19 protein-coding genes, 25 tRNA genes, 1 pseudogene and 1 other annotated feature are annotated in these 22,554 nt (G+C 39.5%); of the genes and pseudogenes, 5 read left to right on the top strand and 40 right to left on the bottom strand.

From position 1 onward, the window contains the following. Positions 1 to 530 precede the first annotated feature (530 nt). From C3945_RS10705 to C3945_RS10535, 35 genes are all read right to left on the bottom strand, one after another. The gene (locus C3945_RS10705) at positions 531 to 1,169 is read right to left on the bottom strand and encodes a ThuA domain-containing protein (RefSeq protein WP_161879652.1); all 639 of its coding nucleotides are present in this window, start codon (positions 1,167 to 1,169) and stop codon (positions 531 to 533) included. A gap of 19 nt (positions 1,170 to 1,188) precedes the next feature. After that, the gene (locus C3945_RS10700) at positions 1,189 to 1,644 is read right to left on the bottom strand and encodes a VOC family protein (RefSeq protein WP_202623355.1); all 456 of its coding nucleotides are present in this window, start codon (positions 1,642 to 1,644) and stop codon (positions 1,189 to 1,191) included. A 240-nt stretch (positions 1,645 to 1,884) separates the two neighbouring features. Next, positions 1,885 to 1,969 (bottom strand) — tRNA-Leu (locus C3945_RS10695). Positions 1,970 to 1,989: 20 nt separating this feature from the next. Continuing rightward, a tRNA-Cys gene (locus tag C3945_RS10690) sits at positions 1,990 to 2,060 on the bottom strand. Between the two features lie 31 nt (positions 2,061 to 2,091). After that, a tRNA-Gln gene (locus C3945_RS10685) sits at positions 2,092 to 2,163 on the bottom strand. Positions 2,164 to 2,169: 6 nt separating this feature from the next. Continuing rightward, positions 2,170 to 2,242 (bottom strand) — tRNA-His (locus C3945_RS10680). A gap of 73 nt (positions 2,243 to 2,315) precedes the next feature. Continuing rightward, positions 2,316 to 2,386 (bottom strand) — tRNA-Trp (locus tag C3945_RS10675). Between the two features lie 5 nt (positions 2,387 to 2,391). Then, positions 2,392 to 2,472 (bottom strand) — tRNA-Tyr (locus C3945_RS10670). Positions 2,473 to 2,482: 10 nt separating this feature from the next. After that, positions 2,483 to 2,555: transfer RNA gene (locus C3945_RS10665), tRNA-Phe, on the bottom strand. Between the two features lie 17 nt (positions 2,556 to 2,572). Then, positions 2,573 to 2,645: transfer RNA gene (locus C3945_RS10660), tRNA-Asp, on the bottom strand. A gap of 86 nt (positions 2,646 to 2,731) precedes the next feature. Next, positions 2,732 to 2,804: transfer RNA gene (locus C3945_RS10655), tRNA-Met, on the bottom strand. A 30-nt stretch (positions 2,805 to 2,834) separates the two neighbouring features. Continuing rightward, positions 2,835 to 2,924: transfer RNA gene (locus tag C3945_RS10650), tRNA-Ser, on the bottom strand. Between the two features lie 14 nt (positions 2,925 to 2,938). Further along, positions 2,939 to 3,010 (bottom strand) — tRNA-Glu (locus C3945_RS10645). 15 nt (positions 3,011 to 3,025) lie between these two features. Further along, positions 3,026 to 3,099, bottom strand: a tRNA-Ile gene (locus tag C3945_RS10640). Positions 3,100 to 3,129: 30 nt separating this feature from the next. Then, positions 3,130 to 3,200, bottom strand: a tRNA-Gly gene (locus tag C3945_RS10635). Positions 3,201 to 3,217: 17 nt separating this feature from the next. Then, positions 3,218 to 3,290: transfer RNA gene (locus C3945_RS10630), tRNA-Asp, on the bottom strand. An 86-nt stretch (positions 3,291 to 3,376) separates the two neighbouring features. Then, positions 3,377 to 3,449: transfer RNA gene (locus C3945_RS10625), tRNA-Met, on the bottom strand. 27 nt (positions 3,450 to 3,476) lie between these two features. After that, positions 3,477 to 3,550: transfer RNA gene (locus C3945_RS10620), tRNA-Ile, on the bottom strand. Between the two features lie 17 nt (positions 3,551 to 3,567). Continuing rightward, a tRNA-Met gene (locus C3945_RS10615) sits at positions 3,568 to 3,641 on the bottom strand. Positions 3,642 to 3,658: 17 nt separating this feature from the next. Further along, positions 3,659 to 3,732 (bottom strand) — tRNA-Pro (locus C3945_RS10610). A gap of 13 nt (positions 3,733 to 3,745) precedes the next feature. Beyond that, positions 3,746 to 3,819 (bottom strand) — tRNA-Arg (locus C3945_RS10605). Positions 3,820 to 3,829: 10 nt separating this feature from the next. Continuing rightward, positions 3,830 to 3,913: transfer RNA gene (locus C3945_RS10600), tRNA-Leu, on the bottom strand. A 33-nt stretch (positions 3,914 to 3,946) separates the two neighbouring features. Continuing rightward, positions 3,947 to 4,018, bottom strand: a tRNA-Gly gene (locus C3945_RS10595). Positions 4,019 to 4,039: 21 nt separating this feature from the next. Further along, a tRNA-Thr gene (locus C3945_RS10590) sits at positions 4,040 to 4,112 on the bottom strand. A 19-nt stretch (positions 4,113 to 4,131) separates the two neighbouring features. Next, positions 4,132 to 4,213: transfer RNA gene (locus C3945_RS10585), tRNA-Leu, on the bottom strand. Between the two features lie 43 nt (positions 4,214 to 4,256). Further along, positions 4,257 to 4,329: transfer RNA gene (locus C3945_RS10580), tRNA-Lys, on the bottom strand. A 9-nt stretch (positions 4,330 to 4,338) separates the two neighbouring features. Next, positions 4,339 to 4,411, bottom strand: a tRNA-Val gene (locus tag C3945_RS10575). 116 nt (positions 4,412 to 4,527) lie between these two features. Next, complete coding sequence (gene msrA / locus C3945_RS10570; RefSeq protein WP_161879650.1) at positions 4,528 to 5,058, bottom strand: peptide-methionine (S)-S-oxide reductase MsrA; 531 nt, start codon at positions 5,056 to 5,058, stop codon at positions 4,528 to 4,530. 132 nt (positions 5,059 to 5,190) lie between these two features. Beyond that, entirely contained in the window at positions 5,191 to 6,465 is a 1,275-nt protein-coding gene (gene serS / locus C3945_RS10565) for a serine--tRNA ligase (RefSeq protein WP_161879649.1), read from the bottom strand. 59 nt (positions 6,466 to 6,524) lie between these two features. Next, positions 6,525 to 6,746 (bottom strand) — a binding site (T-box leader). Between the two features lie 66 nt (positions 6,747 to 6,812). Next, on the bottom strand, positions 6,813 to 8,132 hold the full coding sequence (locus C3945_RS10560; protein WP_161879648.1) for a serine hydrolase: 1,320 nt from the start codon (positions 8,130 to 8,132) through the stop codon (positions 6,813 to 6,815). 244 nt (positions 8,133 to 8,376) lie between these two features. After that, a complete protein-coding gene (locus C3945_RS10555) occupies positions 8,377 to 9,501 on the bottom strand; it encodes a sensor histidine kinase (protein ID WP_161879647.1) in 1,125 nt (374 codons plus the stop codon). A gap of 21 nt (positions 9,502 to 9,522) precedes the next feature. Then, complete coding sequence (locus C3945_RS10550; protein ID WP_161879646.1) at positions 9,523 to 10,206, bottom strand: response regulator transcription factor; 684 nt, start codon at positions 10,204 to 10,206, stop codon at positions 9,523 to 9,525. Positions 10,207 to 10,299: 93 nt separating this feature from the next. After that, positions 10,300 to 10,461 carry a hypothetical protein gene (locus C3945_RS10545; RefSeq protein ID WP_161879645.1) on the bottom strand — a complete coding sequence of 54 codons (162 nt, stop codon included), beginning with the start codon at positions 10,459 to 10,461 and terminating at the stop codon, positions 10,300 to 10,302. A 129-nt stretch (positions 10,462 to 10,590) separates the two neighbouring features. Next, complete coding sequence (locus C3945_RS10540; RefSeq protein WP_161879644.1) at positions 10,591 to 11,169, bottom strand: class D sortase; 579 nt, start codon at positions 11,167 to 11,169, stop codon at positions 10,591 to 10,593. Positions 11,170 to 11,249: 80 nt separating this feature from the next. Continuing rightward, entirely contained in the window at positions 11,250 to 14,795 is a 3,546-nt protein-coding gene (locus C3945_RS10535) for an endo-1,4-beta-xylanase (RefSeq protein WP_161879643.1), read from the bottom strand. Between the two features lie 385 nt (positions 14,796 to 15,180). On the opposite strand from C3945_RS10535, the gene C3945_RS10530 reads away from it, so the two are divergent. Beyond that, positions 15,181 to 16,107 carry a DUF2382 domain-containing protein gene (locus tag C3945_RS10530; RefSeq protein WP_161879642.1) on the top strand — a complete coding sequence of 309 codons (927 nt, stop codon included), beginning with the start codon at positions 15,181 to 15,183 and terminating at the stop codon, positions 16,105 to 16,107. A gap of 158 nt (positions 16,108 to 16,265) precedes the next feature. Here C3945_RS10530 and yidD read toward each other — a convergent pair whose 3' ends face one another. The 4 genes from yidD to C3945_RS12155 form a co-directional block, all read right to left on the bottom strand. Next, the gene (gene yidD / locus C3945_RS10525; protein WP_161879641.1) at positions 16,266 to 16,568 is read right to left on the bottom strand and encodes a membrane protein insertion efficiency factor YidD; all 303 of its coding nucleotides are present in this window, start codon (positions 16,566 to 16,568) and stop codon (positions 16,266 to 16,268) included. 136 nt (positions 16,569 to 16,704) lie between these two features. Further along, positions 16,705 to 16,938: a DUF2922 domain-containing protein gene (locus C3945_RS10520; protein ID WP_161879640.1), complete on the bottom strand. Its 234-nt coding sequence runs from the start codon at positions 16,936 to 16,938 to the stop codon at positions 16,705 to 16,707. A gap of 34 nt (positions 16,939 to 16,972) precedes the next feature. Next, positions 16,973 to 17,176 carry a DUF1659 domain-containing protein gene (locus C3945_RS10515; protein ID WP_161879639.1) on the bottom strand — a complete coding sequence of 68 codons (204 nt, stop codon included), beginning with the start codon at positions 17,174 to 17,176 and terminating at the stop codon, positions 16,973 to 16,975. Between the two features lie 485 nt (positions 17,177 to 17,661). Further along, the gene (locus C3945_RS12155) at positions 17,662 to 17,829 is read right to left on the bottom strand and encodes a transposase (RefSeq protein ID WP_161879638.1); all 168 of its coding nucleotides are present in this window, start codon (positions 17,827 to 17,829) and stop codon (positions 17,662 to 17,664) included. A gap of 347 nt (positions 17,830 to 18,176) precedes the next feature. Here C3945_RS12155 and C3945_RS10505 point away from each other — a divergent pair, with 347 nt between their 5' ends. The 4 genes and pseudogenes from C3945_RS10505 to glnQ all read left to right on the top strand — a co-directional run. Further along, positions 18,177 to 18,539, top strand: a complete 363-nt coding sequence (locus tag C3945_RS10505) for a DUF2294 domain-containing protein (RefSeq protein ID WP_161879653.1) — start codon at positions 18,177 to 18,179, stop codon at positions 18,537 to 18,539. Between the two features lie 478 nt (positions 18,540 to 19,017). Continuing rightward, the gene (locus tag C3945_RS10500) at positions 19,018 to 20,007 is read left to right on the top strand and encodes a sodium-dependent bicarbonate transport family permease (RefSeq protein ID WP_161879637.1); all 990 of its coding nucleotides are present in this window, start codon (positions 19,018 to 19,020) and stop codon (positions 20,005 to 20,007) included. A gap of 198 nt (positions 20,008 to 20,205) precedes the next feature. Next, positions 20,206 to 21,081: a DUF6671 family protein gene (locus C3945_RS10495; protein WP_161879636.1), complete on the top strand. Its 876-nt coding sequence runs from the start codon at positions 20,206 to 20,208 to the stop codon at positions 21,079 to 21,081. A gap of 235 nt (positions 21,082 to 21,316) precedes the next feature. After that, a pseudogene (glnQ, locus tag C3945_RS10490) lies at positions 21,317 to 21,631 on the top strand (glutamine ABC transporter ATP-binding protein GlnQ); the annotation flags it as partial. A gap of 227 nt (positions 21,632 to 21,858) precedes the next feature. Here the strand turns inward: glnQ and C3945_RS10485 are convergent. After that, the gene (locus tag C3945_RS10485; protein WP_161879635.1) at positions 21,859 to 22,440 is read right to left on the bottom strand and encodes a DNA-3-methyladenine glycosylase I; all 582 of its coding nucleotides are present in this window, start codon (positions 22,438 to 22,440) and stop codon (positions 21,859 to 21,861) included. Positions 22,441 to 22,554: the final 114 nt, after the last annotated feature.

Raw genomic sequence — 22,554 nt, 5'->3', positions numbered from 1 at the left:
CTATAGTTGTCTTGATTCATAAATGAACCGAAGACCCCTGCACATTTGGTTGTTTTACTTTGTTCAGTTTTCAAAGATCCAGTGTTTCTCATTTGGGTTGTCTGCGTTTCGCAGCAACCTTTATATCATACCATCGCTTCGATTAAGTGTCAACACTTTTTTAATTATTTTTTATCAATTTCTAAAAGGTGTCTGTCACTCTCTCAAACGACAACTTCTTAAGTATACCTCATGGTTGAGTATTAGTCAACAATAAACTTAAAAGTTTTTTGTTGCGCTAATTACTTACTAGTTTTCACTAGCGTTTTGCAGCAACGAGATTAATAATATCAGTTAAAAGACTCGTCGTCAACACTTATTTTACTTTTTTATAAAATAGTTTAATTATAGTTGTACGAACGCCATTTGCGCCCATTCTTCTTTAGTTTAATTCAAACTCTTTTCCTTATTTATTCTGATGTTTACGAGTTTTTATATTAAAACAGGCTCAGAAAAGATCTTATTCTTCTCAAGCCTGCTTTATATTTTATTTAACTGCTTACGCACCATTTAATGATTGATGTTAAATCCTTATGGACTTGGGGATGTGACAGACCTTCTTCTTTATGAGCGGGAGTGTATGCGGCAACTTTACCTTTTCCGACTGTCTTGGTCCAACCAGCAATGGAATCGCCGTCTTTTGATGACGATTCTAAGAAGACGTCAACTTCCCCCATTAATTGAACAAAATAATGTTCATCTGATATTTCAAAGCTAGGTTGCTTCTCTTTATATAATGAGCTCTCTTTAAATGTGTACCTTACTTGAGCATGGTCATCTGGGTGATGAGTAAAATACCCTCCTAGCAGCTTGACGTACTCAGTTAGTTCTTCATAGCCCGCTAATCCTGAATGCCAAGCAAACCAAGAACCACCCTTTTTAACATAAGTATCAATAGCTTCTGCATCTTCTGTTGTCATCCAGCTCTTGACGTTCTCATCTTCTGGATTCAGTCGGTTTTCAGCAGCCAAGATGACTAACGATGGCTGCAAGTTAAGTTTATCTATTACATTTTTTCGATCTGTATACATAACCTCTACTTCTTCTATAGAGTGAGTCACTTTATCAAGCGTCTCTTTAAACAGCTTTTCGTCATGATCATAATCCCCTACTACTGCTAGTACTCGCAAGGAACCACCCTCCTCGTTATTAGTCATTTTCCAACAACTCAACGACTAGCTTCAATTTATCAAATGTATCTAAATAGGCATATCGTCCTCCAGTATACTCACCTTTTTGTATGAGTGGCATGTCATGACTTTCAAATCTCGCTACTGTATTTTTCATGCCATCTACCATAAAGGCAATATGATGCACACCTTCTCCATGCTTTACTAGATGATCACGCCAGGTGCTAGGCCCATTATCTGGTTCTATCAATTCTAGCTGAACGCTCCCCATATCAAAGAAGGATTGCTTGGCTCTGGACTCTACCGGCTCACCTTTATAATGCTGATTAGCATCTTTGAATTCACCTGTCCATACAATCTCAGGTACGTCTACGTTAAAAAATTCAGCATACGCTCTGCTTGTCTCTTCAATATCTTTTACAATCATTCCGACTTGGATGATTGCTTTATCATTTAAAATGGGTTCTTTTTTCAATTGGTTGTCCTCCATATAATTTAATTAATCCTTTATAGTTTACCACATTCGTAAACCGCTTTCATGTTTTGCGTATGAAAACTATTTATTAAAACAGTCTTGAAGTATTAACCTCTCTTTAACCTACTACCCGCCAAGCGAATTCGCACGTTTTGACAGGTAGCCTTTTCTTCTCTTTATAAAGAACAAAAAAATCGTGATTCTTCTATATGAATAAGAAGGATCACGATTTTTATAAGATACCGGCGGCCGGGGTCGAACCGGCACGCCCTTAACGGGCACTGGATTTTGAGTCCAGCGCGTCTGCCTATTCCGCCACGCCGGCTAAATAATTCTTTGATGATAAGGCGGTAACCGGATTTGAACCGGTGATGAAGGTTTTGCAGACCTCTGCCTTACCACTTGGCTATACCGCCATCAATTATCAACTTTATTAAATTAATAATACTGGGCTACCAGGATTCGAACCTGGGAATGACGGGATCAAAACCCGTTGCCTTACCGCTTGGCTATAGCCCAATCAAGGGCGACTGATGGGGATCGAACCCACGTATGCCGAGACCACAACCCGGTGCGTTAACCACTTCGCCACAATCGCCATATTATTATATTGTTCGATACAAATTATAACATAAACTTGCTTAAAACTAAATACTCTATTGGTTCGAACACAGGGGTAGCAGGAGTCGAACCCACATCGATGGTTTTGGAGACCATAGTTTTACCATTAAACTATACCCCTAAATATGGAGGGAGCAGGATTCGAACCTGCGAACCCGAAGGAACGGATTTACAGTCCGGCGCGTTTGGCCACTTCGCTATCCCTCCGATATTTAAGTGGCGCTGGACAGAGTCGAACTGCCGACACACGGAGCTTCAATCCGTTGCTCTACCAACTGAGCTACAGCGCCTTTATTACATATTAAAACGGTCCCGACGGGAATCGAACCCGCGATCTCCTGCGTGACAGGCAGGCGTGATAACCGCTACACTACGGGACCAAAGAACTATTGTAAATCACACTGTGGACTGCCGTCCAAGCGTACCATGCTCGTTATACCGCTAAAGCGTCAACGACCATAGCAAATTGCGGGGGCAGGACTCGAACCTGCGACCTCCGGGTTATGAGCCCGACGAGCTGCCAACTGCTCTACCCCGCGATAATGTATAATACTCAACGTATTATGAAAAGGAGGATGTGGGATTCGAACCCACGCGCGTTTTTACACGCCTGACGGTTTTCAAGACCGTTCCCTTAAGCCGGACTTGGGTAATCCTCCACATTATAAAAAAATGACCCCTACGGGATTCGAACCCGTGTTACCGCCGTGAAAGGGCGGTGTCTTAACCGCTTGACCAAGGGGCCATAATAGTATTGAAATGGGCCTAAATGGACTCGAACCATCGACCTCACGCTTATCAGGCGTGCGCTCTAACCAGCTGAGCTATAGGCCCTATTGAAATAGGCATACTTTTTAAGTATGAAGCGGGTAGGGAGAATCGAACTCCCGACAACAGCTTGGAAGGCTGTGGTTTTACCACTAAACTACACCCGCATAAAATACTGACTAAACGGTCCCGACGGGAATCGAACCCGCGATCTCCTGCGTGACAGGCAGGCGTGATAACCGCTACACTACGGGACCAAAGAACTATTGTAAATCACACTGTGGACTGTCGTCCAAGCGTACCATGTTCGTTATGCCGCTAAAGCGTCAACGACCATAGCAAATTGCGGGGGCAGGACTTGAACCTGCGACCTCCGGGTTATGAGCCCGACGAGCTGCCAACTGCTCTACCCCGCGATAATAGATATAAGAATATCAAATCAATGGACCTTGCAGGACTCGAACCTGCGACCGAACGGTTATGAGCCGTTTGCTCTAACCAACTGAGCTAAAGGTCCTTCGACATATTCTTGTATAGCGGCGGAGGGAGTCGAACCCACGACCTCACGGGTATGAACCGTACGCTCTAGCCAGCTGAGCTACACCGCCATAATAAATGTGTTAAATCGGGAAGACAGGATTCGAACCTGCGACCCCTTGGTCCCAAACCAAGTGCTCTACCAAGCTGAGCTACTTCCCGTAACATTAAAACATGCACCCTAGAGGACTCGAACCTCTAACCGCCTGATTCGTAGTCAGGTACTCTATCCAATTGAGCTAAGGGTGCTCTATACGAATACCGAGGGCCGGAATCGAACCGGCACGGAGAAACCTCCGCAGGATTTTAAGTCCTGTGCGTCTACCTATTCCGCCACCCCGGCTTAAACTGCGTATTTACTGTTAACTAGTAAATAAGCGGAAGACGGGATTCGAACCCGCGACCCCCACCTTGGCAAGGTGGTGTTCTACCACTGAACTACTTCCGCAAAGGTTTATGCAAAAAGCAATGCCGGCTAAAGGATTTGAACCCTCGACCCACTGATTACAAATCAGTTGCTCTACCAACTGAGCTAAGCCGGCTAAATAATAAAATGTGCTATGCGGATGGAGGGACTTGAACCCCCACGCCGTGAAGCGCTAGAGCCTAAATCTAGTGCGTCTGCCAATTCCGCCACATCCGCGTGACAAGTATTTTGTTATAGTACTCACTGGTTAAAAGTACTATGAGCCATGCAGGATTCGAACCTGCGACCCACTGATTAAAAGTCAGTTGCTCTACCGACTGAGCTAATGGCTCGTGCTGAAATGGAGATTAACGGGCTCGAACCGCTGACCCTCTGCTTGTAAGGCAGATGCTCTCCCAACTGAGCTAAATCTCCGAAATGCTTCATCTCTCTGCAGCAACTCTTATATCATACAAAGTTATTCATCCCTTGTCAATCGTTTTTTAGTTTTTTCTATAAATATTTTAACAAGGGATGAACAATTCCTTTAGTTAAGCGTCTTTCCAGTTATTCTTAATAAAACCTGCTCGCCCAGAGCCAATACTATATCTCTTATAATGAGCTTGTTCTTTTTTATAAAAATCTTGGTGATAATCTTCTGCTGGGTAAAACGGCTTAGCTTCTTCTATTTGAGTGACAATGGGTTCTTTGAATTTCCCACTCTCTTGTAATCTTTTTTTAGATGCTTCAGCTATTTCTTTTTGAGTACCGTTATTGTAAAAGATTACCGCACGGTAAGAGTCCCCTCTGTCGGCAAATTGACCACCTGCATCTGTTGGATCTGTTTGTCTCCAGTAAATCTCTACCAATTCTTCATAGGATATTTGCTCAGGGTCATATGTGATCTCCACTGCTTCTGTGTGGCCTGTTGTACCGGAAGTGACTTGATTATATGTTGGATTTTCAACGTGACCGCCTGTATATCCAGAGACAACTGATTCAATTCCTGGTAATGAATCGAATGGTGCTACCATACACCAGAAACATCCGCCTGCAAAAATCGCTTTTTCTAAATTAGCCATCGTGCTCCTCCTTTTATCACCACATACTTGTCTTAATCTTTTAGGTCTATCAGTCATTGTAACATATCCTGATCTCAATATAAGAGAAAAGGCTCGTCTATAAAGATAGCCTTTTTTCTTAAGTTACTGAATTTAACGGATCTCTGTTGCTCCACCCATGTAAGGAATCAATACTTCTGGAATCTTAATACTGCCATCTGCTTGTTGGTAGTTTTCCATGATAGCAGCCACTGTTCGCCCAACTGCTAATCCAGACCCATTCAAGGTATGAACGTAATCTATCTTTCCATCTTCGTCACGTCGGTACCGAATCATCGCACGTCTTGCTTGGAAAGATTCCGTGTTAGAACATGAACTGATTTCTCTATAAGTGTCTTGAGTAGGAATCCATACTTCTAAATCATATGTCTTCGCTGCCGCAAAACCAGTGTCGCCTGTTGATAATAAAACAACTCGGTAAGGCAGTCCTAGTCTTTGAAGAATAGTCTCTGCATTTTGGACCATTTTTTCTAATTCATCATAAGACTCTTCTGGTTTAGAAAATTTAACCATTTCAACTTTATTAAATTGATGCAGTCGAATCAGACCTCGAGTGTCTCTTCCTGCACTACCTGCTTCAGAACGGAAAGAAGGAGATAGAGCTGTGAAGTATTTAGGCAAATCTTTTTCGTCCAAAATTTCATCTTTATAGTAATTGGTCAACGGCACTTCTGCTGTAGGAATCAGCGTTAACGGGTGCCCGTCAATTTGGAAGACGTCTTCTTTAAATTTCGGAAATTGGCCGGTTCCATATAAAGCATCATCATTCGCTAAATATGGCGGTATGATTTCTTCATAACCGTGTTCAGTGACATGCAGATCTAGCATAAAGTTATATAAGGCTCTCTCTAAGCGAGCACCTAGGCCTTTATAGTAAAGGAAGCGACTTCTCGCTACTTTGGCCCCTCGTTCGAAGTCCAAAATACCTAAATCTGTTCCCAGTTCCCAGTGAGGCTTCGCTTCAAAATCAAATGTTGGAGTCTCACCCCATTTACGGACTTCTTCATTAGCTTCTTCGTCTTCACCCACTGGCAAAGAGGCGTGCGGAAGATTTGGCAGACCCGCAGCAATATCAGTGACTTGAGCATCCACTTCTTCTAATTCTGTGTCGATCGCTTTAATGTTTTGACCAACTTGTTTCATTTCAGCAATAGCTTCATCTGCATTTTCTTTGTTACGTTTTTTACGAGCAATGTCTTCTGATACTTCGTTGCGATATTTTTTCAAGCGCTCTGTTTCTTGAATAAACCCTCTTCTCTTTTCGTCCAAGTCCTTAAGGGTATTCAACAACATCTCATCAACACCACGAGTTTTGAGTTTTTCTTTCACATCATCAAACTCAGTTCTGATCAACTTAATGTCCAGCATCTTTTCTCCTTCTTTCCTGTTTTTTAATAGATAACAAAAAAAGCAGTCCTCTCCCTAATAAAAGGGACGAAAGGACTGCTTCTCGCGGTACCACCCTGATTCAAAAAGAATTAATTCTTTTTGCACTCATACGGATAACGGCCCGTACCGAAATAATTTAGGCTGATGCTTCATTATTTTCACACAGCGATGGATTCAATAGCAAACAGGATCAGCTCGCACCATCCACTGACTCTCTTAACCTGCACATTATTTACTAGTTCGCTCATTCAGATATTTACTTGTAAGGTTATTCTACCTTAAGCCCTTGTTCCCGTCAACTTAATCCTGTGGTATAGGAATTGGAATTAAAATCTGTTTCTTAATCCACCAAAGAAGTCACTAACCCAATTGATAAGTATTGTAAAGAAACCAGCACGTTCCACCGATTGTGATGTCGCCACAGGAACGACTTGTTCAGTGTCTCCATCAATGAACTGTAGCATATCATTATCTTCAACCACAAGTTGACCTACAACAGTACCAGCGTCAATTGGGGCTTCTAGTTGTCCTTGATCGTTAAAGAATTCTTCATTTGGCTCGAATGTATACTGAATATCTGCCGTGTCCGTTCCTTTTGGCAAATAAAAGCTCAGCGATTCAGTTGACACAATGGTCACTTCATCTTCAACACCATTTTTAACTGAGATTGGTTCAATACCGTCAACTGAGTCATCGGCTTCAATAAGTGTTAACTGTTCAAATGAATTAAAGCCGTAATCCAAGAGTTTTGATGTCTCGTCAAAGCGCAGACCACGATCAGCAAATCCGTCTCCAGCACCCATGACAACAGAAATCAGACGGCGTCCGTCTGAAGAAGCTGTTCCAGTGAAGGTCGCTCCAGCAAATTCAGTTGTTCCTGTTTTCAACCCATCAACATCCAGACGTTCATGGCTTAAACCTTCGAGCATCCAGTTCCAATTCAACATAGAAATAGCATCTGGTGTGCCTTCCCTAAATACTTTTGTAGGAATACTGGACGTTTCCAATACTTCTGGATAATCTTCTAATATTTTTTGAGCTACAATAGCCATGCTTTTAGCTGACATAATATTTTCAGCTGTTTCATCACTGCCTGGGTAGTGATTGCCAAATAAAGACGAGTTATTTAACCCAGTCGTATTGTATAATTCGAACTCTTCAATACCCCAAGATTCAACTAACTGTCTCATGCGGTCAACAAAAGCTTGTTCAGAACCTTCTATTTCTTCAGCTAAAGCAATTGTTGCGCCATTAGCAGAGTAAATAGCCAACGCTTCATACAACTCTTGTACAGTATAAGTATAGTCACTTCTTAGCGGCACATTTGATAACGTGTAGTTTTGGCTGACCTGATGTGCATAGTCACTAATGGAGACTTCAGTATCCCACGTGAGGTTTCCAGCTTCAATTTCTTCAAACAAGATATATTCCACAAGCATTTTTGTCATTGACGCTATGCCTCGCTGGCTGTCTGCATTTTGGTCGTACAAAATTTGCCCTGTTTCAAAATCAACAAGTAAAGCTGCTTCTGCTTCAATCTGGCTTGGTTGTTCTTCAGCAAATACTGATGTCCCTGCCGTCAAGATAGGGAATGTTAAAGATGCTGCCAAAGTTGTTTTTAAAAAACTTTTTAAATTAAATGTCATGTTTTTTACTCCTAATTTTTATTGTTTCGCGAAAGTTATACTGAACACCTTATGTTCTAACTGAATTCGAGATTCTTTTCGGTGAAATGAAACGATTTAAGGTCAATCGAGTTCACCAAGTCTTATGGTACTCTTTCATGGGTTAAAAAACAACCATGTTCAATAACAATTCAAATTTTAGACACATGATTTTAATCTTTGTAAAACACTAAGCAAAAAGCAGAACAGGTTAGTCTGTTCTGCTTTATTGATTAGTGTTTAAAGGTAAGATAATAGTGAAATCAGTCCAACCATTATCAACTTTTGCAGTGATGTTCCCACCGTGTAGCTCCACTATACTTTGAGCGATAGCGAGGCCTAAGCCTGTTCCAGCTGTTTCTTGTGATCGCGAGGCTTCCGCCCTGTAAAATCGTTCGAAGAGTTGGTCGATGGCTTCTTCGGGAAGATTTTCACCATTGTTTTTAACAGATATAACCGCATTATCTCCCTCTTTTTGAGCTAGGATGCGGATTTGAGTGCCGCCTTTTCCATATTTCAACGCATTAGTTATTAAGTTGTTAAACACTCTTACAATTTTCTCTGTGTCTGCCCTCATCATTATATAATCTGCAGATGAAACCACTTGTATGTCCATGTCTACTTCTTTCGCTTCCAGTTCAAAATCAATCGCCAGCTGTTCGAGCAGTTGAATCATATCAAAGGTGACATACTCCAGTGGTGTGGTTGTTTGCCTTACTGTCGTGTATTCAAATAAATCATCAACGAGGGCTTTCATTTGTTTGGATTTTTCATACGCGGTATGAACATACTTTTTCATTTCATCAACCGATAAGTAGCGTTCTTCTTCCACTAATCCTAAATAGCCAATGATAGAAGTGAGCGGTGTTCGTATGTCATGACTCACATTGGTAATCAATTCATCTTTACTTTGCTCAATTCGTCTTTCTTCTTCCATCGCTTCGATAGTTGAATCAACTAGAACATTAATACTTTCAACTACTTGACCAATATCTTCACTATAATGACTGTTGATACGGTGGGTGTAGTTTCCTTTAGCAATATAGTGCAATTCCTTTATAATGTGTTGCAATTCATATTGACGGTAACGACGCTTTAATCTCCAAAAAATAGCTGCTACCGCTACAATGACTAACACAAAAAAGAGTAGTGGTGTTAGCCCCCATAATTCTTGGTTAATAATATCGTCAAAGACATTTCCGAAGATCCAGAATTCGCCAAATACCTCTGGAAAAGTCGTCACGAATAACCGGAAGATTTCGTAAGCCGCAAAATAACACAAGAAAATAATCCCAGCTGTGAAGATTGCTTCAATAGCTAATCGCCATTTTTCTCTATTAGTCAACCGCACGATATGACCTCGCTTCTTGATTTAGTTCTCAATCTTATATCCGACTCCCCAGACGGTTTTCACTACTTTTTCCCCGCCAGTCGCTTTTTCTATCTTATCTCTTAAATGACTCACATGCACCATCACCGTTTTCGCCGGCACTAAGCTTTCTTGTTTCCATACCTTTTCAAAGATTTCGTCAGCGCTAAAGACACGATTAGGATTCGTCGCCAATAAATGTAAAATGCCAAACTCAAGAGCAGTCAACTGAATCTCTACCCCATCAACGGTTTCCACTTGATGTTGATCTTTTCTTATAATGAGTGGGCCTATTTCTAAATCCCCTGCTTCTGATTCTGTTGTCCCATAAGCGCTTCTTCTCATTAAAGACTTCACACGAGCGAGTACTTCCAAAGGATTAAACGGCTTTACAACATAATCATCTGCACCATTCGTCAATCCTCTTATTTTGTCTACATCAGCTGTTTTTGCACTTAACATCAATATAGGAAGGGCCGAGTCTTGCCTAATCTCTTTGACTACTTCCAAACCGGTTTTTTTTGGCATCATCACATCAAGGATTAGACAATCAATCTCTGTTTCTCTTAATTTGTCCAATACTTGCTGACCGTCATAAGCCTTTTCGACTTCAAAACCTTCGTTTTTTATATAAATCTCCAGTAGATCACAGATTTCTTTGTCATCGTCTGCCACAAGAATACGCATGAATACTTTCCTCCTCACTCTTTCCTCTTCTATTTTATCATGTATAAGGAGGTGGAGTGGTAAAGATTTTATAAAGGATTAGCGATTTTATGCTTATTTATAGCTGTTTTCTTTAACTGTTTCTTTATCCAAGTAATAAATATAGTGTCCATGAGTGAATTTACCTTTATCTAAGATCTGTTCTTTTTCTTCGACAGATTCCATAACCTTATGGTCCAACTCTTTTAAGATTCCTAGACTCGTTTCTTTTTTCATTAAATTAATCTTCCTTTAACTCGCGATGCTTTTATCCTACTCTTTCTTTTTATAAATAGAAAGAGTAGGATAAAACAAAAACTCAATCCTATTAAATAGAATTGAGATTCATTTTGAATTATCTATATACTAATCAACTGGATAGGCATAAAACACAAAGCGTTCAGGTGCATAGCCTATATAATTGAAGGGGTAACAGGTCGAAACGACCAAAACTTCTTCCCCCATCTTCCCAATGACCGTTGTATCATCTGCATCGACTATCTTAGTGTCTCTAATTTCGTATGTGAATTCTCCATATGGCATTTCCACTACAAATACATCTCCCAGTTCTAAATCAGCAAAATTTCTAAATACGGTATCGCGGTGTCCCGATAAAACGATTTGCTCACCTTGCCCGGGAAAAACTGTGCTGGCTACGTGCCCCACACCTAAATCGAGTGCGTCCGGGTCAGTTCCCTCCACTATCCCTATGCTTCTATCCAGTTTGGGTATATGAAGGAGTCCAAAGGCTTCATGCATCGAAGGAGAAAACGCCATTATAGTCTCTTGATCAGTTGAGTTATCTTCCACACGCATGTCACGCACAGCCGCTTCAGCTTCTTGCACCGTGACCGACTGCATCTGGTTTTGTTGATACAGAGAAAAGCCGAAATACCCCAAAAACCCAATTCCTATAATGATTAACCCATTTGCAATCCACTTCATACCGATTCCTCCTTCATTTCCTTTAAACGACAAGCGAAGAGAGTTATCCCTTCGCTTGTCGTTGTCTATTCTATTTTACCTTATTTTCTCTTGCAAATAAAGTGAATACCGGCACCTGTTACTGCAGACATTACACCAATAACTCCAAGAACTCCCACAGCAGTTGCTGTACTTGGTAGAGTTTCGCCTGAATCTTTATCTGAACCATCAGTATCATCATTATCTGTGTCGCCTGGTTCACCTGGTTCTCCTGGTTCTCCTGGTTCTCCTGGTTCTCCTGGTTCTCCTGGTTCTCCTGGTTCTCCTGGTTCTCCTGGTTCACCCGGTGCTCCCGGTTCTCCTGGTGCTCCTGGTTCTCCTGGTTCTCCTGGTTCACCCGGTGCTCCTGGTTCACCCGGTGCTCCTGGTTCTCCTGGTTCTCCTGGTTCACCCGGTGCTCCTGGTTCTTCAGGATCAGTTGGTTCTTCATCTTCGATATCGTCTGCTGAATTGACAAGTGTTAGTCTTCCGAATACAGATGGATCAGACCAACCCATACCTGTCATATCGTTCCATGCAGCCACGCCATGACGTTCACCATCTCTGGCATCGTTAATTTGAACATCAAACCCTAATGTGTGTCCAGCTGCTGGCGTCACTTCTTTCCAAGGAATAGCCATCTCTACAACATAGCCTGAACCCGTTTGACGAGCTACAGATTGGAAGCCTTCACTGTAACGTCCAGGATTAAATGACTCGTTTCCTAGATAGTTCACTCGGTATTGACCTACACCATCAACATACTCGGTTGTGCTTTCACCTGTCTCATTGATAAAGGCTTCAACTGAGTCTTGCTCGTGGGCATTTGCCGCAGATGAATCAAGTAAACCATCTGTTACTTCATATAATACATATAAATAGTTATTATCCCATAGAACTCTAGCGTTTCCTCTAGCACCAATCTCATGAGCTTGTTGCATACGGTTCATAGGAAGAACTTGTGCATCTTCCCATACGCTATCAATGTCAGCGTCAATCGTCGGTGTACCAAAAATAGCATACCCCTGGTTTACGCTAACTGAGTCATCTTCATAATCTTCTAAAAATCCATCTGGGTCAACAACGGCGTAGTAAGCTGGTTTAGCACGCAAGCTTCCATCAAATAACAACGGGAAGCGGTCTGAACGCCAGCTGTTGGCATCATTTAATCCCCAGAAAGTGACACGGTCAATATGTTCAGAGTATTTTCTGAATATTTGGAATAGACGGGCATAAATATACGCTTGACGATTAATTTCATCCGCATCATACACGTTGTTTGTATTCGTTGTGACATCAAGTTCTGTAATACCAATTTCAATACCCAACTGTGTGAATCGTTCAATAGATTGTTCAACAGTGTCTGGATTGATATTGATACTATAGTGACCTTGCATACCTACTCCAGAAATCAACTTACGCGTTTCATCTGGATTTTCAGCAGCCCACTGGTCGTTGATATCTTTAATCATGTGATACATTGTTCGAGCTTTTCCTTGAACGTGGTCATTATAGTCATTGTAGTAAAGGACCATGTCGTGCCAGCCTTGACTATCAGCGTACTCACGAGCGATACGGAAGGCTTGATAAATGTAGTCATCACCTATCGCACGTAACCAACCTGTGTTACGCAAATTAGCTTCCCAATCTTCAGGATTTGCCCAACTGCCGTCTAAGGCTTCATTAACAACATCCCAGCTTGTTAGCTCTCCAAAGTTCTCCATAACTGTTTCGATATGCACACGCATGTTTTCTAGCGCTACTTCTCTTGAAAGAGGTGACCCATTTTCAGTATGGTGCCATTCAGGCGACTGTGAGTGCCACACTAATACGTGACCGTGAAGATCTAAACCAAGTTCTTCCACTCTATCAGCCAATAGATTAGACCCACTGAAGTCGAATTCACGACCATCATATACTTCGCCTGGTTTCATAGCATTTTCAGCTGTTACTAAGCTGTGGTGATGAGTTAACAAATCTGCTCTGGGTCCTTCTAAGTCTGGCATCGATACAGCGTTGCCAATTCTGAAATAATCTTCGTATACTGCTTGAAGAGAAGCCAATTCCAAATCTACTTCTATTGGATCGGATTCAATTTGTTGGAAATTCACATCATCCACATAAAAATCTAGATTAATATTATTTGATTCTACATAGATAGAGACGAACCCGCCACCTAATGAGGTATAACGGTATTCTCCTGTAATTTCAACCCATCCATCTGCTGCACTAACATCGACACTTGCAATATTATTGTATGCAGCTGCTGAGCCATCTCCCACTTGAGTTGATAGTGTTAATCGCTGAGATGACTCAGTATCTACTTTAACCCACACAGATACTTCATACGTTTCCCCTGCATTAATATAAGGAGTCACTTCTAACGATGGTCCGTGCCAATTGTTTGCACGGTCGGAAATGTGTAAGCTGTATTGACCGTCAGGAGTATGGTTTTCTTCATCTGTTATAAGAAGAGTTTCTTCACCACTTCGCCCTTCAACGCCATTTAACTCTCCGTTTTCAAAATCGATAAATGTGAATTCTTCTGCAAGTGGTGCATCAGGATCAGGTTCTTCATCAATAATAGGTGTCTGATTAGGATTCCACTCAATTAAGACTTCTGTGACATCAAAGTCAACAGTTGCACCACTGTCATTTGATTGCACTCTTAATTTAGTGTAAGCCTCATTAGTCACTGTGAACGTGTCAGTTAAAATAAATTCTTCTCCTGCAACAAAATCCGCTTCAGATAACAATGGATAATCCGCTTCAGGAACTTGTAACCACGCTTGTGCTCCTTCAGGAATGTCGGCATGTTCATCTACAGACCCTTTAATCGTCACGTCATAAGTGTAGCCGTATGCCATCCCCGACACACTATTAGGAATATCTAATCCATGCCAATTAGCTGAGCGATTAGTCACGCTCATAGCCCCATCTATATGTTGAACTTCAGCTCCAGCACCTACAGTTCCTTCATTACCTTCTTCGAACGTCGCATGATAGAGCGTTTCTAAATTTACTTCGTCTTCTTCAGTGGTATTCAGAATGTCGGTAACAGCAAATTCCATCCCAGAGCCTTCACTATTTGTTTTAATTCTAAATGAATGATCTGCATCATTAGCATTGGCGGAGCTGTACATAGCATTTAATTCAAATACGCCTTCTTCAGCTGGCTTATTATTTAACCAAGAATAACCGTCAACGGTTTCTAATGTCATTTGAGCTCCAGCTGGAATGTCTGTTCCTTCTTCGATAAAGCCGAGAACTTGAATGGAGTATTCTACTCCATCTGCAACATCTATGTCCAACGCTTCAAATGGTATATCAATGCCGTCATAATCAGCATTTCTATTAGTCACCATTACACCTGTTTCTGTATCATCAGCAAACCATTCTAATACAGCATTGCTTGCTGGTTTCATGATGCCATCATTCACATCCGCATCAGTTTCAAAATCATTATGATAAACAACTGTTTGACTAGTTGTACTTAAATCATTCTCCACTTCTTGCGCCATGACTGATAGGCTTGTTGTCAATATTGGTGCAACAAGCATAGAGCTGGCGAATGCATTAAACACTTTTATTTTTGTACTGTTTTCCATTTCTTTCCTCCTCGTAGATGGTTAAACCCACAACACTTTTCTCATATGTATGAGAGCTAGTAACTGCCATTACTAAACTAAGGACGTTTTTCTCATCCCCCCTTCTTTACAATCATTAAACCTATTAAACGCTTACATTCATCATACTTATTATAAGAAGCGTTTACAATAGTTAATTAGTTAGTAAAACAAATTAATGGGCAAATTGTATTATTTCTACCAAGATTGTCATTTAACTGTAATAATAGGCCTTGATTTGAAGTAGTTTGTTTATATTTTTCAACTAGTTTACAAATCTCATGCTATAAATCGTATCTTTTGAAGAATTATCGATTAGGGACTATACTCAGGGTGTAGTCAAATAATCGAAAGAAAGGGAGTTATTATGAATAATAATAGAGTTGAAGGCGTATATAATAATGTTGATGAGGCAATGCGTGCTGTTGAAGCTTTGAGAGACAGAGGTTACCCTCGAGAAAACATTACGATTGTAGCGAATGAAGAGGTTCGGGATAGTTTCCCATGGAACGTAGACGCAGAAGTCACTACAAGAAATACAGACACAACTGATTCAGGTGACAATGACCGATCTTTCTGGGATTCAATTAAAGATGCGTTTACAACAGATGATTCTTACAGTGATTCTAACTATGATAATCCTGATTATGATAGAGAGAATGACCCGGTTTATGAATACAGAGATGATATTAACCAAGGAAGCATCGTTGTATTAGTTAGAGAAGGTGCAGATGTAGAAGGCGCTACAACAAAAACAGCTACTACTCCTGGTATGACAAGCACAGATATGGATACTCCTACTATGGATAACGAGGTAGACGGCGAATCTATCGAACTAAGAGAAGAACGTTTGGATGTTAAAAAAGAAGATAAAACTGGAGATGTTCACGTTGGTAAACGTGTCGTTGAGGAAACTGAAACGATTGACGTGCCAGTTAGAAAAGAAGAAGTGGTTATTGAAAGAAAACCAGTACGTGATGGTGATAAACATGACGGTGGAACTATTACGGGTGATGCAGAAGAAACAGTTATCCCTGTAAGAGAAGAAACCGTACGTGTTGAAAAAGATACAGAAGTTGTTGAAGAAGTCGATGTAAGAAAAGAAACGACTCAAGACACACGTACAGTTCAAGATACGGTTCGTCATGAAGAATTAGATGTGGAAAAAGAAGGTGACGCTCGAATTGAAGATGTCAGACAAGATGACACATTTGATGATGGCACACCGGCAAACAATCGCTTCAATAATGACCGTGTGGACGGTAATAGTCCAGATCCGGATAGAGGATTATAAAAGTCACACATGAATTCTAAAAAAGGGGCTGGGAAATAACTAGCTGAATTAGAAGACACCGTCAAATCTAGGAAAAATGATCCTTGATTTGACGGTGTTTTTAATTACTCAGATTTATAAATTATTACTAAAAGGTGACTTTTTTCCCATCCCCTTTTTTATTTTTCGTTATATGAGTCTTCTTTTGCAGTCACACCATCACCTAAATAAATATCATGCTCATTATCGGGGTTACGTTTAATTGTAAAGTGATTGGGTACTTTATCTACCCCACCTTTAACAAACGGGTTGCACCTCATAATTCGAGCCATCCCCATAACCGATCCTTTAAGTGCTCCATGTTTTTCCAAAGCTTGAACCGTGTAATGTGAACACGTCGGGTAATACCGGCAGCTAGGAGGAAATAAGGGTGAGATGACTTTTTGATAGCCCTTGACTCCTGATACTAATACTTTTTTCATTTAGTCAACCCCTTTCTATATCTTCAGTGGTAGTATAGCAAATTCACTTACTATATGGAAGAGATTATAGCTTGTTTTATTAATGGGCTCTTTCATACAGTAAAAAGCTGCCCTGAAATGGACAGCTTTCATTTGTTTATGCTTCTATTGATAAATCTAAAATGTCGTCGACTGTTCGAGTAACGTAACGAGCATCTTTAATTTTAGAAAAGGTTTTGAAGCCATCCATTTCAAACATATCTTGAGCAATGATTTGCTCCATTGCTGTCTGTACAACTGCCGGATCCAAATTCAGTTTTGGTTGATCCACACCAATCACGCGGCTCTTTCCTTCTTCTGTTTCAAAACGCATTTCAAGTCGTTTATTCATTCAATGTCCTCCTTGTTATAATGATACCAACGTATTAGTAGGTAAAGCGGTGCTCTTCTATTAATACAGCGTGAGACACAGGAAAATCATTTATTGAGTCAATCGCTTGAGTAAACGCACTAACTTGCTCTTCGGTGACGTTTCTAATTGCTCCAGCAAATCGTTTTCGAATGATCTTACCGTTTCTTCCATCTTCAGTATAAATATCTACTTTATTACCCTGCCATTCTTTTTGCATCCTATTTCCTCCTTTAAGTCATTCTGTAAGGTGATCACTGCTTACATTCTTAATAACGATTTATTTTAAAGAATTGTTACTCTTTTTTTAACATGCATAAATACAAATGTTTTTATAGTATAATGTATAAATAATCGTATACCATCTCTATACAAGTTCATTCGATTTATACTTACTCATTGGTTTTTAATATTATGATGGTTTGAAATATGTCAACAACAAGTGTTTTCCATGCTATTTATTTAATATGTGAGAGTACTCATTTATAATTCAACTTTATAAAAGTACTTATTCCTGAATAATCCATAGCTATCTGTGGATAACTATTTCACTGACTATTTTCGTTCATTTGAGTATTTTTGTTGTCTTGACTGGCTCGAATAAAGTCGGTTCAGGCAGATTTTGATAGGTCCGCCCAAAAAAAGGGTATACCACCCCCTTGGTTTTACACTACTTAAAAAAAGGCGTCTGACTCATTCAAAAAGCTAATGCAAGAGGACAAGCGATTGAATATTCTCAAGCACTTCCCAAAAGAGGGAATCAAATACGTGAGATGATGCCAAACGAACTCTTAGTTGCCTGGCATGACTCGTTAGCCTTCCTGCAATATGAAAGAGTTTGAAACGAATTGTTGAAATGGTCGACCGTTTCATTTCCTTTGGAAAGGATTGCTTAGCTGGTGCTAAAACTTACTACTATACTAAAGATTATCTCATGGCAGACAGTGTGTTTGAATCCGCGCTTTTATTGAGCGCTTACAACAAACAATGACTTTCTATGTATTTACAACGAATTAGATATATGTTATGCTAAATTAAATTTTTTAAGTTAGAATAGGTTGCTCAATATAAGTACAATTATCAAATGTATTAGCATTAAGATAATAATTAATTGTCTGTATGAAAATACGGTTAGGGTTTTGTTGCTTAGATTGAAACAAATCGGTATGTCACCCTTAATATATGGTGATAGGAAATACCCTTGATAGGAGGGAACAACCATAACAAAAGGTCAATTAGAAGCAGAAATAAGCAAGGCATTAACACTGTGGGAGAAGGATTTTCTAGGACGAGGATCCGTTACAGTGAAAACTGACATTTTAAGGGATATGGTCATTGTTGTTCTAAGAGGAATATTAACACCTGCAGAATATAAGGTTTGCCAAACATCAGAAGGAATATTATCTATTAAGAAAATTCGAGCAGATCTAGTAGAAGCAGGTCGAGATATGTTAGGTGAAATAATAAAAGAAAAAACAGGGGAAGAAGTAATAACATTTCATACGGACATCAGTACAAAAACCGGTGAACGGGTTATGATCTTTAAATTATCTGGCGATTTAGAGAAAAAACTAATGTCTTAGAAAAAATAATAGTAGGGAGATCTACAAAGGCCCATTTTGGATGAAATAGTGGGTAAGTTGAGGATAAACCGACTTTTTTCTAGCGTAAGGCAGTTATACCACTATAAATGTGGATACTGTACCTTGCTAGAAAAAGTCGGTTTTTTGCTTAGGTACTCTATACAACAAACACCACTAAGAGTATGACACAATATCTCAAATACTTTTACAAAAGCCAGGGTATAAGCACTTAATATAATGAAAGGAGGTGTACTACTGTCCTTATAATTTACAATTATATTGTAATGAAAATTATGAAGATAAAGGGAAGTTGATAGACAAATGAAAGGTGGAATACACCAGTCAAATGTGGGTCAGCATCAATGGCTACTAACTCAAAGTTAGTAATATGATGTTGGCCTTATTTTTGTGTGTAATTAATTATAATTTATTAATGAAAAAAATAAGTTTTAAAAATAATGGTGAGGTGTTAAGTAAGATGATTTCTTTAGAATTTGCTTTTAGCAACATGTTATCTCCAGCAATATTATTTTTTATATTAGGAGTTATAGCGGTATCAGTTAAATCTGATCTTGAAATACCTGATTCAATTGGATCAGCAATAACATTATATATTTTAATATCCATAGGATTACAGAGTGGAGTAGCAGTGAGTAAAACAGGGATACTAGGAGTAGTAATACCTGCTTTATCCGCAATAATTATGGGTATTTTAATTACAACTGTAGTATACTATATAATGTCAAAAATAGGATTTGATCCAGAAAATGCAGGATCCATAGCAGGGCATTATGGAGCATGTAATAGTGTAACCCTTATAACAGTTTTGGTTTTTTTAGAGCAAATGGGAGCTAGCTATGAGGAATTTGTGCCTGCCTTGTACCCTTTTATGGATACAGCAGCTTTACTTACCGGTATTGTTCTAGGTCGTGTTGGTTTAAAGAAAAGATCTGTTGAAGTAGAAAAAGGTGAATATAATATAAGAGATATATTGCGTACATCTTTAACAGCTAAATCAACATTATTAATTTTTGGTGGCTTTCTAATTGGATTAATATCAGGTGTTGAAGGAACGAAAAGTCTCATGCCTTTCTATGATAATATTTTTGAGGGAATTTTCACAATTTTTATGCTTGATATAGGAATACTTTCCGGTTCAAGAATCTTTGGACTAAAAAGTGTTAAGCCAGTTACATTGGTGTTAGCAATTATTCTCCCGCCATTACAGGCTTTTATGGCAATAATATTAGCTACTTTTATTGGCTTAAGTCCAGGAGGAGCAACTGTGTTTGCAGCATTGGCTGGTGGAGCATCCTTTATATCTGCACCGGCAGTAATGAGAAGTACCTTTCCGGATGCCAACCCCTCTTTGGCTCTTGGAATGAGTCTAGGGATTATTTTTCCCTTTAATATTTTAATAGGAATCCCCCTTTACTATCAAATAGCAAATATAATTTCAAATTTATAGATGGAGGACTTAGTAGATTTGGTGAAAATATAAGAATAGAAATTATAATAGAGAATGAAGAAGAGGCTATAGCTGTAGCTGAAAAGATATACAATAAATATTTGTCTTTAAAATATGCGGGGATAGTCTATATAGAAGATATTCGAGTAATTAAGTAATGGGTAAGAACGCCATTATATGTATGAGAGGAGTTCAACTATGGATAAAGAAAAAGTTACTCACAGCTTGTTTAAAAATCGTGAGGGAATTTTAGCAACTATGCATAAAAAGGAAGAAGTAATATCACCGATACTAGAAAAAGAATTAGGAATTAAAATTATTATCCCTGAAGAGTTTAATTCAGATCGATATGGTACATTTACCGGAGATATAGAGCGTATGGGAAATCAATTTGAAGCTGCAAGACATAAGGCAATTGGCGCTATGGATTTATGTGGTAAAACCTTAGCCTTTGCCAGTGAAGGTTCCTTTGGTCCCCATCCTTTTATGCCCTTCGTTCCATTTAATCGGGAAATAGTACTATTAGTTGATAAAGAGAATGATCTAGAAATCAGTGGTATGGCAACTACAACAGAAACTAACTATAGTCATAAGATAGTTAAAAGTTTTGAGGAGGCATATAAATTTTCTTTAGAGGCAGGGTTTCCGGAACATGGAATTGTCATCAAAGTAAGGGAGTCTTCCACTGACCAAAGTGAAATAATTAAAGGTATAGCAACAAAGGAAAAGTTAGAAAATGCATTTAAGTATGCTTTAAGAAAGTCTGATAATGGTGAAGTATATATCGAAACCGAAATGAGAGCGCTATACAATCCAACTCGAATGAAAAGTATTGAGGCTGCCACTAGAGACCTTGTTAAAAATATATTTAATTATTGTCCGGAATGTGGATGGCCGGGTTTTAAATTGATAGATAGAAAGAAAGGACTGCCTTGCGGTTGGTGTGGGTACCCTACGGAATTAACTCTTTCACTAATATATAATTGCAATAAGTGTGGACATTCCGAAGAAAAATTTTATCCTAATGGGACAGAAAAGACAGATCCGGGAAATTGTCCATATTGTAATCCATAATTTAAGTCATTGTAATTTCTCCATCTCCTTAGATTTAAGTATATATCTTTACACTAATTAATATTAATGAGTATAAGTAGCAACATTCTACCAAATACATGTGGAGTGTGTTCTGCTGATAGAGCAGGCTTAAGTAGATTTTACCTTCCCTCAGATGAATAAGTCTGGGGGAATTTTAATTTAACAAAAGGATAAAAAGCATAAAAAAGCCTGAAGTATAAAAAAATTAATACCTCTGTTGTCAAATCAAATGCAACGAGTCGCCATCGCACGCCCCTTGGCAATGGACCCGGATATCATGCTTTTTGATGAACCGACCAGTGCATTGGACCCCGAAATGGTTGGAGAAGTTCTAGGCGTTATGCAAAACTTGGCTAACGAAGGGATGACCATGGTCGTTGTGACCCACGAGATGGACTTTGCTCGTGAAATGGCTGACCGTATCATCTTTATGGATGAAGGCCATATTGTTGAACGCGGCACACCTGAACAGATATTTGAAAACCCTAAGAACGAGCGTACGCGCGACTTCCTGAATAAAGTGTTGTAACCCAGTTAAGAATCACTAAAAAACGAACCCACTCATGGTGTAACTTCCAATGAGTGGGTTCGTTTTTTGTGGAGACACGTATGTTCAAAGTCGTGAGTTGCGTAGATAGTGCCTCTCTAAGTAACTCAACTAATGATTATGATGCGACTTGCTTAGAGAGACGGTATCTAAGCAAGTCGGTCATCCTAACTTGCTCGAACTGCCTAGAGAAGGCTTCTCTGAGCAACTCAGTCCATTCGTTTACTACTCTCTATCTCTTCATAGCAAAAACAATCCTTTAAGTGATCATTCACCATACCAAAGGCTTGCATATAAGCATAACAAATAGTCGGGCCAACAAAGGTAAAGCCGTCTGCTTTCAGCTGCTTGGACATGCGTTGGCTTATATCAGTCATAGCGGGAACCTCTTCATGTGTGTTCCACCGATTGGTTATAGGTTTACCGTCAACGAATTGCCAAATATAGTCGGTAAACGATACCCCCTCTTCTTCAATAGCTAATAAGGCTTTAGCATTTTTAACAACACTGTTAATTTTCAAGCGATTACGAATAATGTCTTTATTTTGAAGGAGTTCTTCTATCTTTTTCTCATCATATTGAGCAACGATTGACGGATCGAAGTGATCAAATGCTTCACGGTAAGCCTCTCTCCTTTTCAAAATTGTCCACCAGCTGAGTCCTGCCTGTGCTCCTTCTAAACACAGCATCTCAAACAGCCGTCGCCTGTCATACAAGGGTCTTCCCCATTCCTTATCATGGTAGTCAATATAGAGTTGCTCTTCTGTTACCCAGTCACACCGTTTAACCATACGTACCCTCCTCATCGTCTTTCTTCTATATTAAATCACTAGTGTTGCATTAAAAATTTAACTGTTTCATGATATAAAAAAGTCCTTTATAATGGGGTTGGATGACTTATCCAA

The organism is Alkalibacterium sp. MB6 (assembly GCF_009935905.1).
In the GTDB taxonomy this organism is placed as follows: domain Bacteria; phylum Bacillota; class Bacilli; order Lactobacillales; family Carnobacteriaceae_A; genus Alkalibacterium.
The sequence above is the reverse complement of the archived record's forward strand: the minus strand, read 5'-3'. Positions and strand labels throughout refer to the sequence as shown.

Coding starts and splice junctions, on each gene's coding strand:
- msrA (WP_161879650.1), bottom strand. CDS start 5,058: ATGGCTAATTTAGAAAAAGCGATTTTTGCAGGCGGATGTTTCTGGTGT.
- serS (WP_161879649.1), bottom strand. CDS start 6,465: ATGCTGGACATTAAGTTGATCAGAACTGAGTTTGATGATGTGAAAGAA.
- C3945_RS10560 (WP_161879648.1), bottom strand. CDS start 8,132: ATGACATTTAATTTAAAAAGTTTTTTAAAAACAACTTTGGCAGCATCT.
- C3945_RS10550 (WP_161879646.1), bottom strand. CDS start 10,206: ATGCGTATTCTTGTGGCAGACGATGACAAAGAAATCTGTGATCTACTG.
- C3945_RS10545 (WP_161879645.1), bottom strand. CDS start 10,461: ATGAAAAAAGAAACGAGTCTAGGAATCTTAAAAGAGTTGGACCATAAG.
- C3945_RS10540 (WP_161879644.1), bottom strand. CDS start 11,169: ATGAAGTGGATTGCAAATGGGTTAATCATTATAGGAATTGGGTTTTTG.
- C3945_RS10535 (WP_161879643.1), bottom strand. CDS start 14,795: ATGGAAAACAGTACAAAAATAAAAGTGTTTAATGCATTCGCCAGCTCT.
- C3945_RS10530 (WP_161879642.1), top strand. CDS start 15,181: ATGAATAATAATAGAGTTGAAGGCGTATATAATAATGTTGATGAGGCA.
- yidD (WP_161879641.1), bottom strand. CDS start 16,568: ATGAAAAAAGTATTAGTATCAGGAGTCAAGGGCTATCAAAAAGTCATC.
- C3945_RS10520 (WP_161879640.1), bottom strand. CDS start 16,938: ATGAATAAACGACTTGAAATGCGTTTTGAAACAGAAGAAGGAAAGAGC.
- C3945_RS10515 (WP_161879639.1), bottom strand. CDS start 17,176: ATGCAAAAAGAATGGCAGGGTAATAAAGTAGATATTTATACTGAAGAT.
- C3945_RS12155 (WP_161879638.1), bottom strand. CDS start 17,829: ATGAAACGGTCGACCATTTCAACAATTCGTTTCAAACTCTTTCATATT.
- C3945_RS10500 (WP_161879637.1), top strand. CDS start 19,018: ATGATTTCTTTAGAATTTGCTTTTAGCAACATGTTATCTCCAGCAATA.
- C3945_RS10495 (WP_161879636.1), top strand. CDS start 20,206: ATGGATAAAGAAAAAGTTACTCACAGCTTGTTTAAAAATCGTGAGGGA.
- C3945_RS10485 (WP_161879635.1), bottom strand. CDS start 22,440: ATGGTTAAACGGTGTGACTGGGTAACAGAAGAGCAACTCTATATTGAC.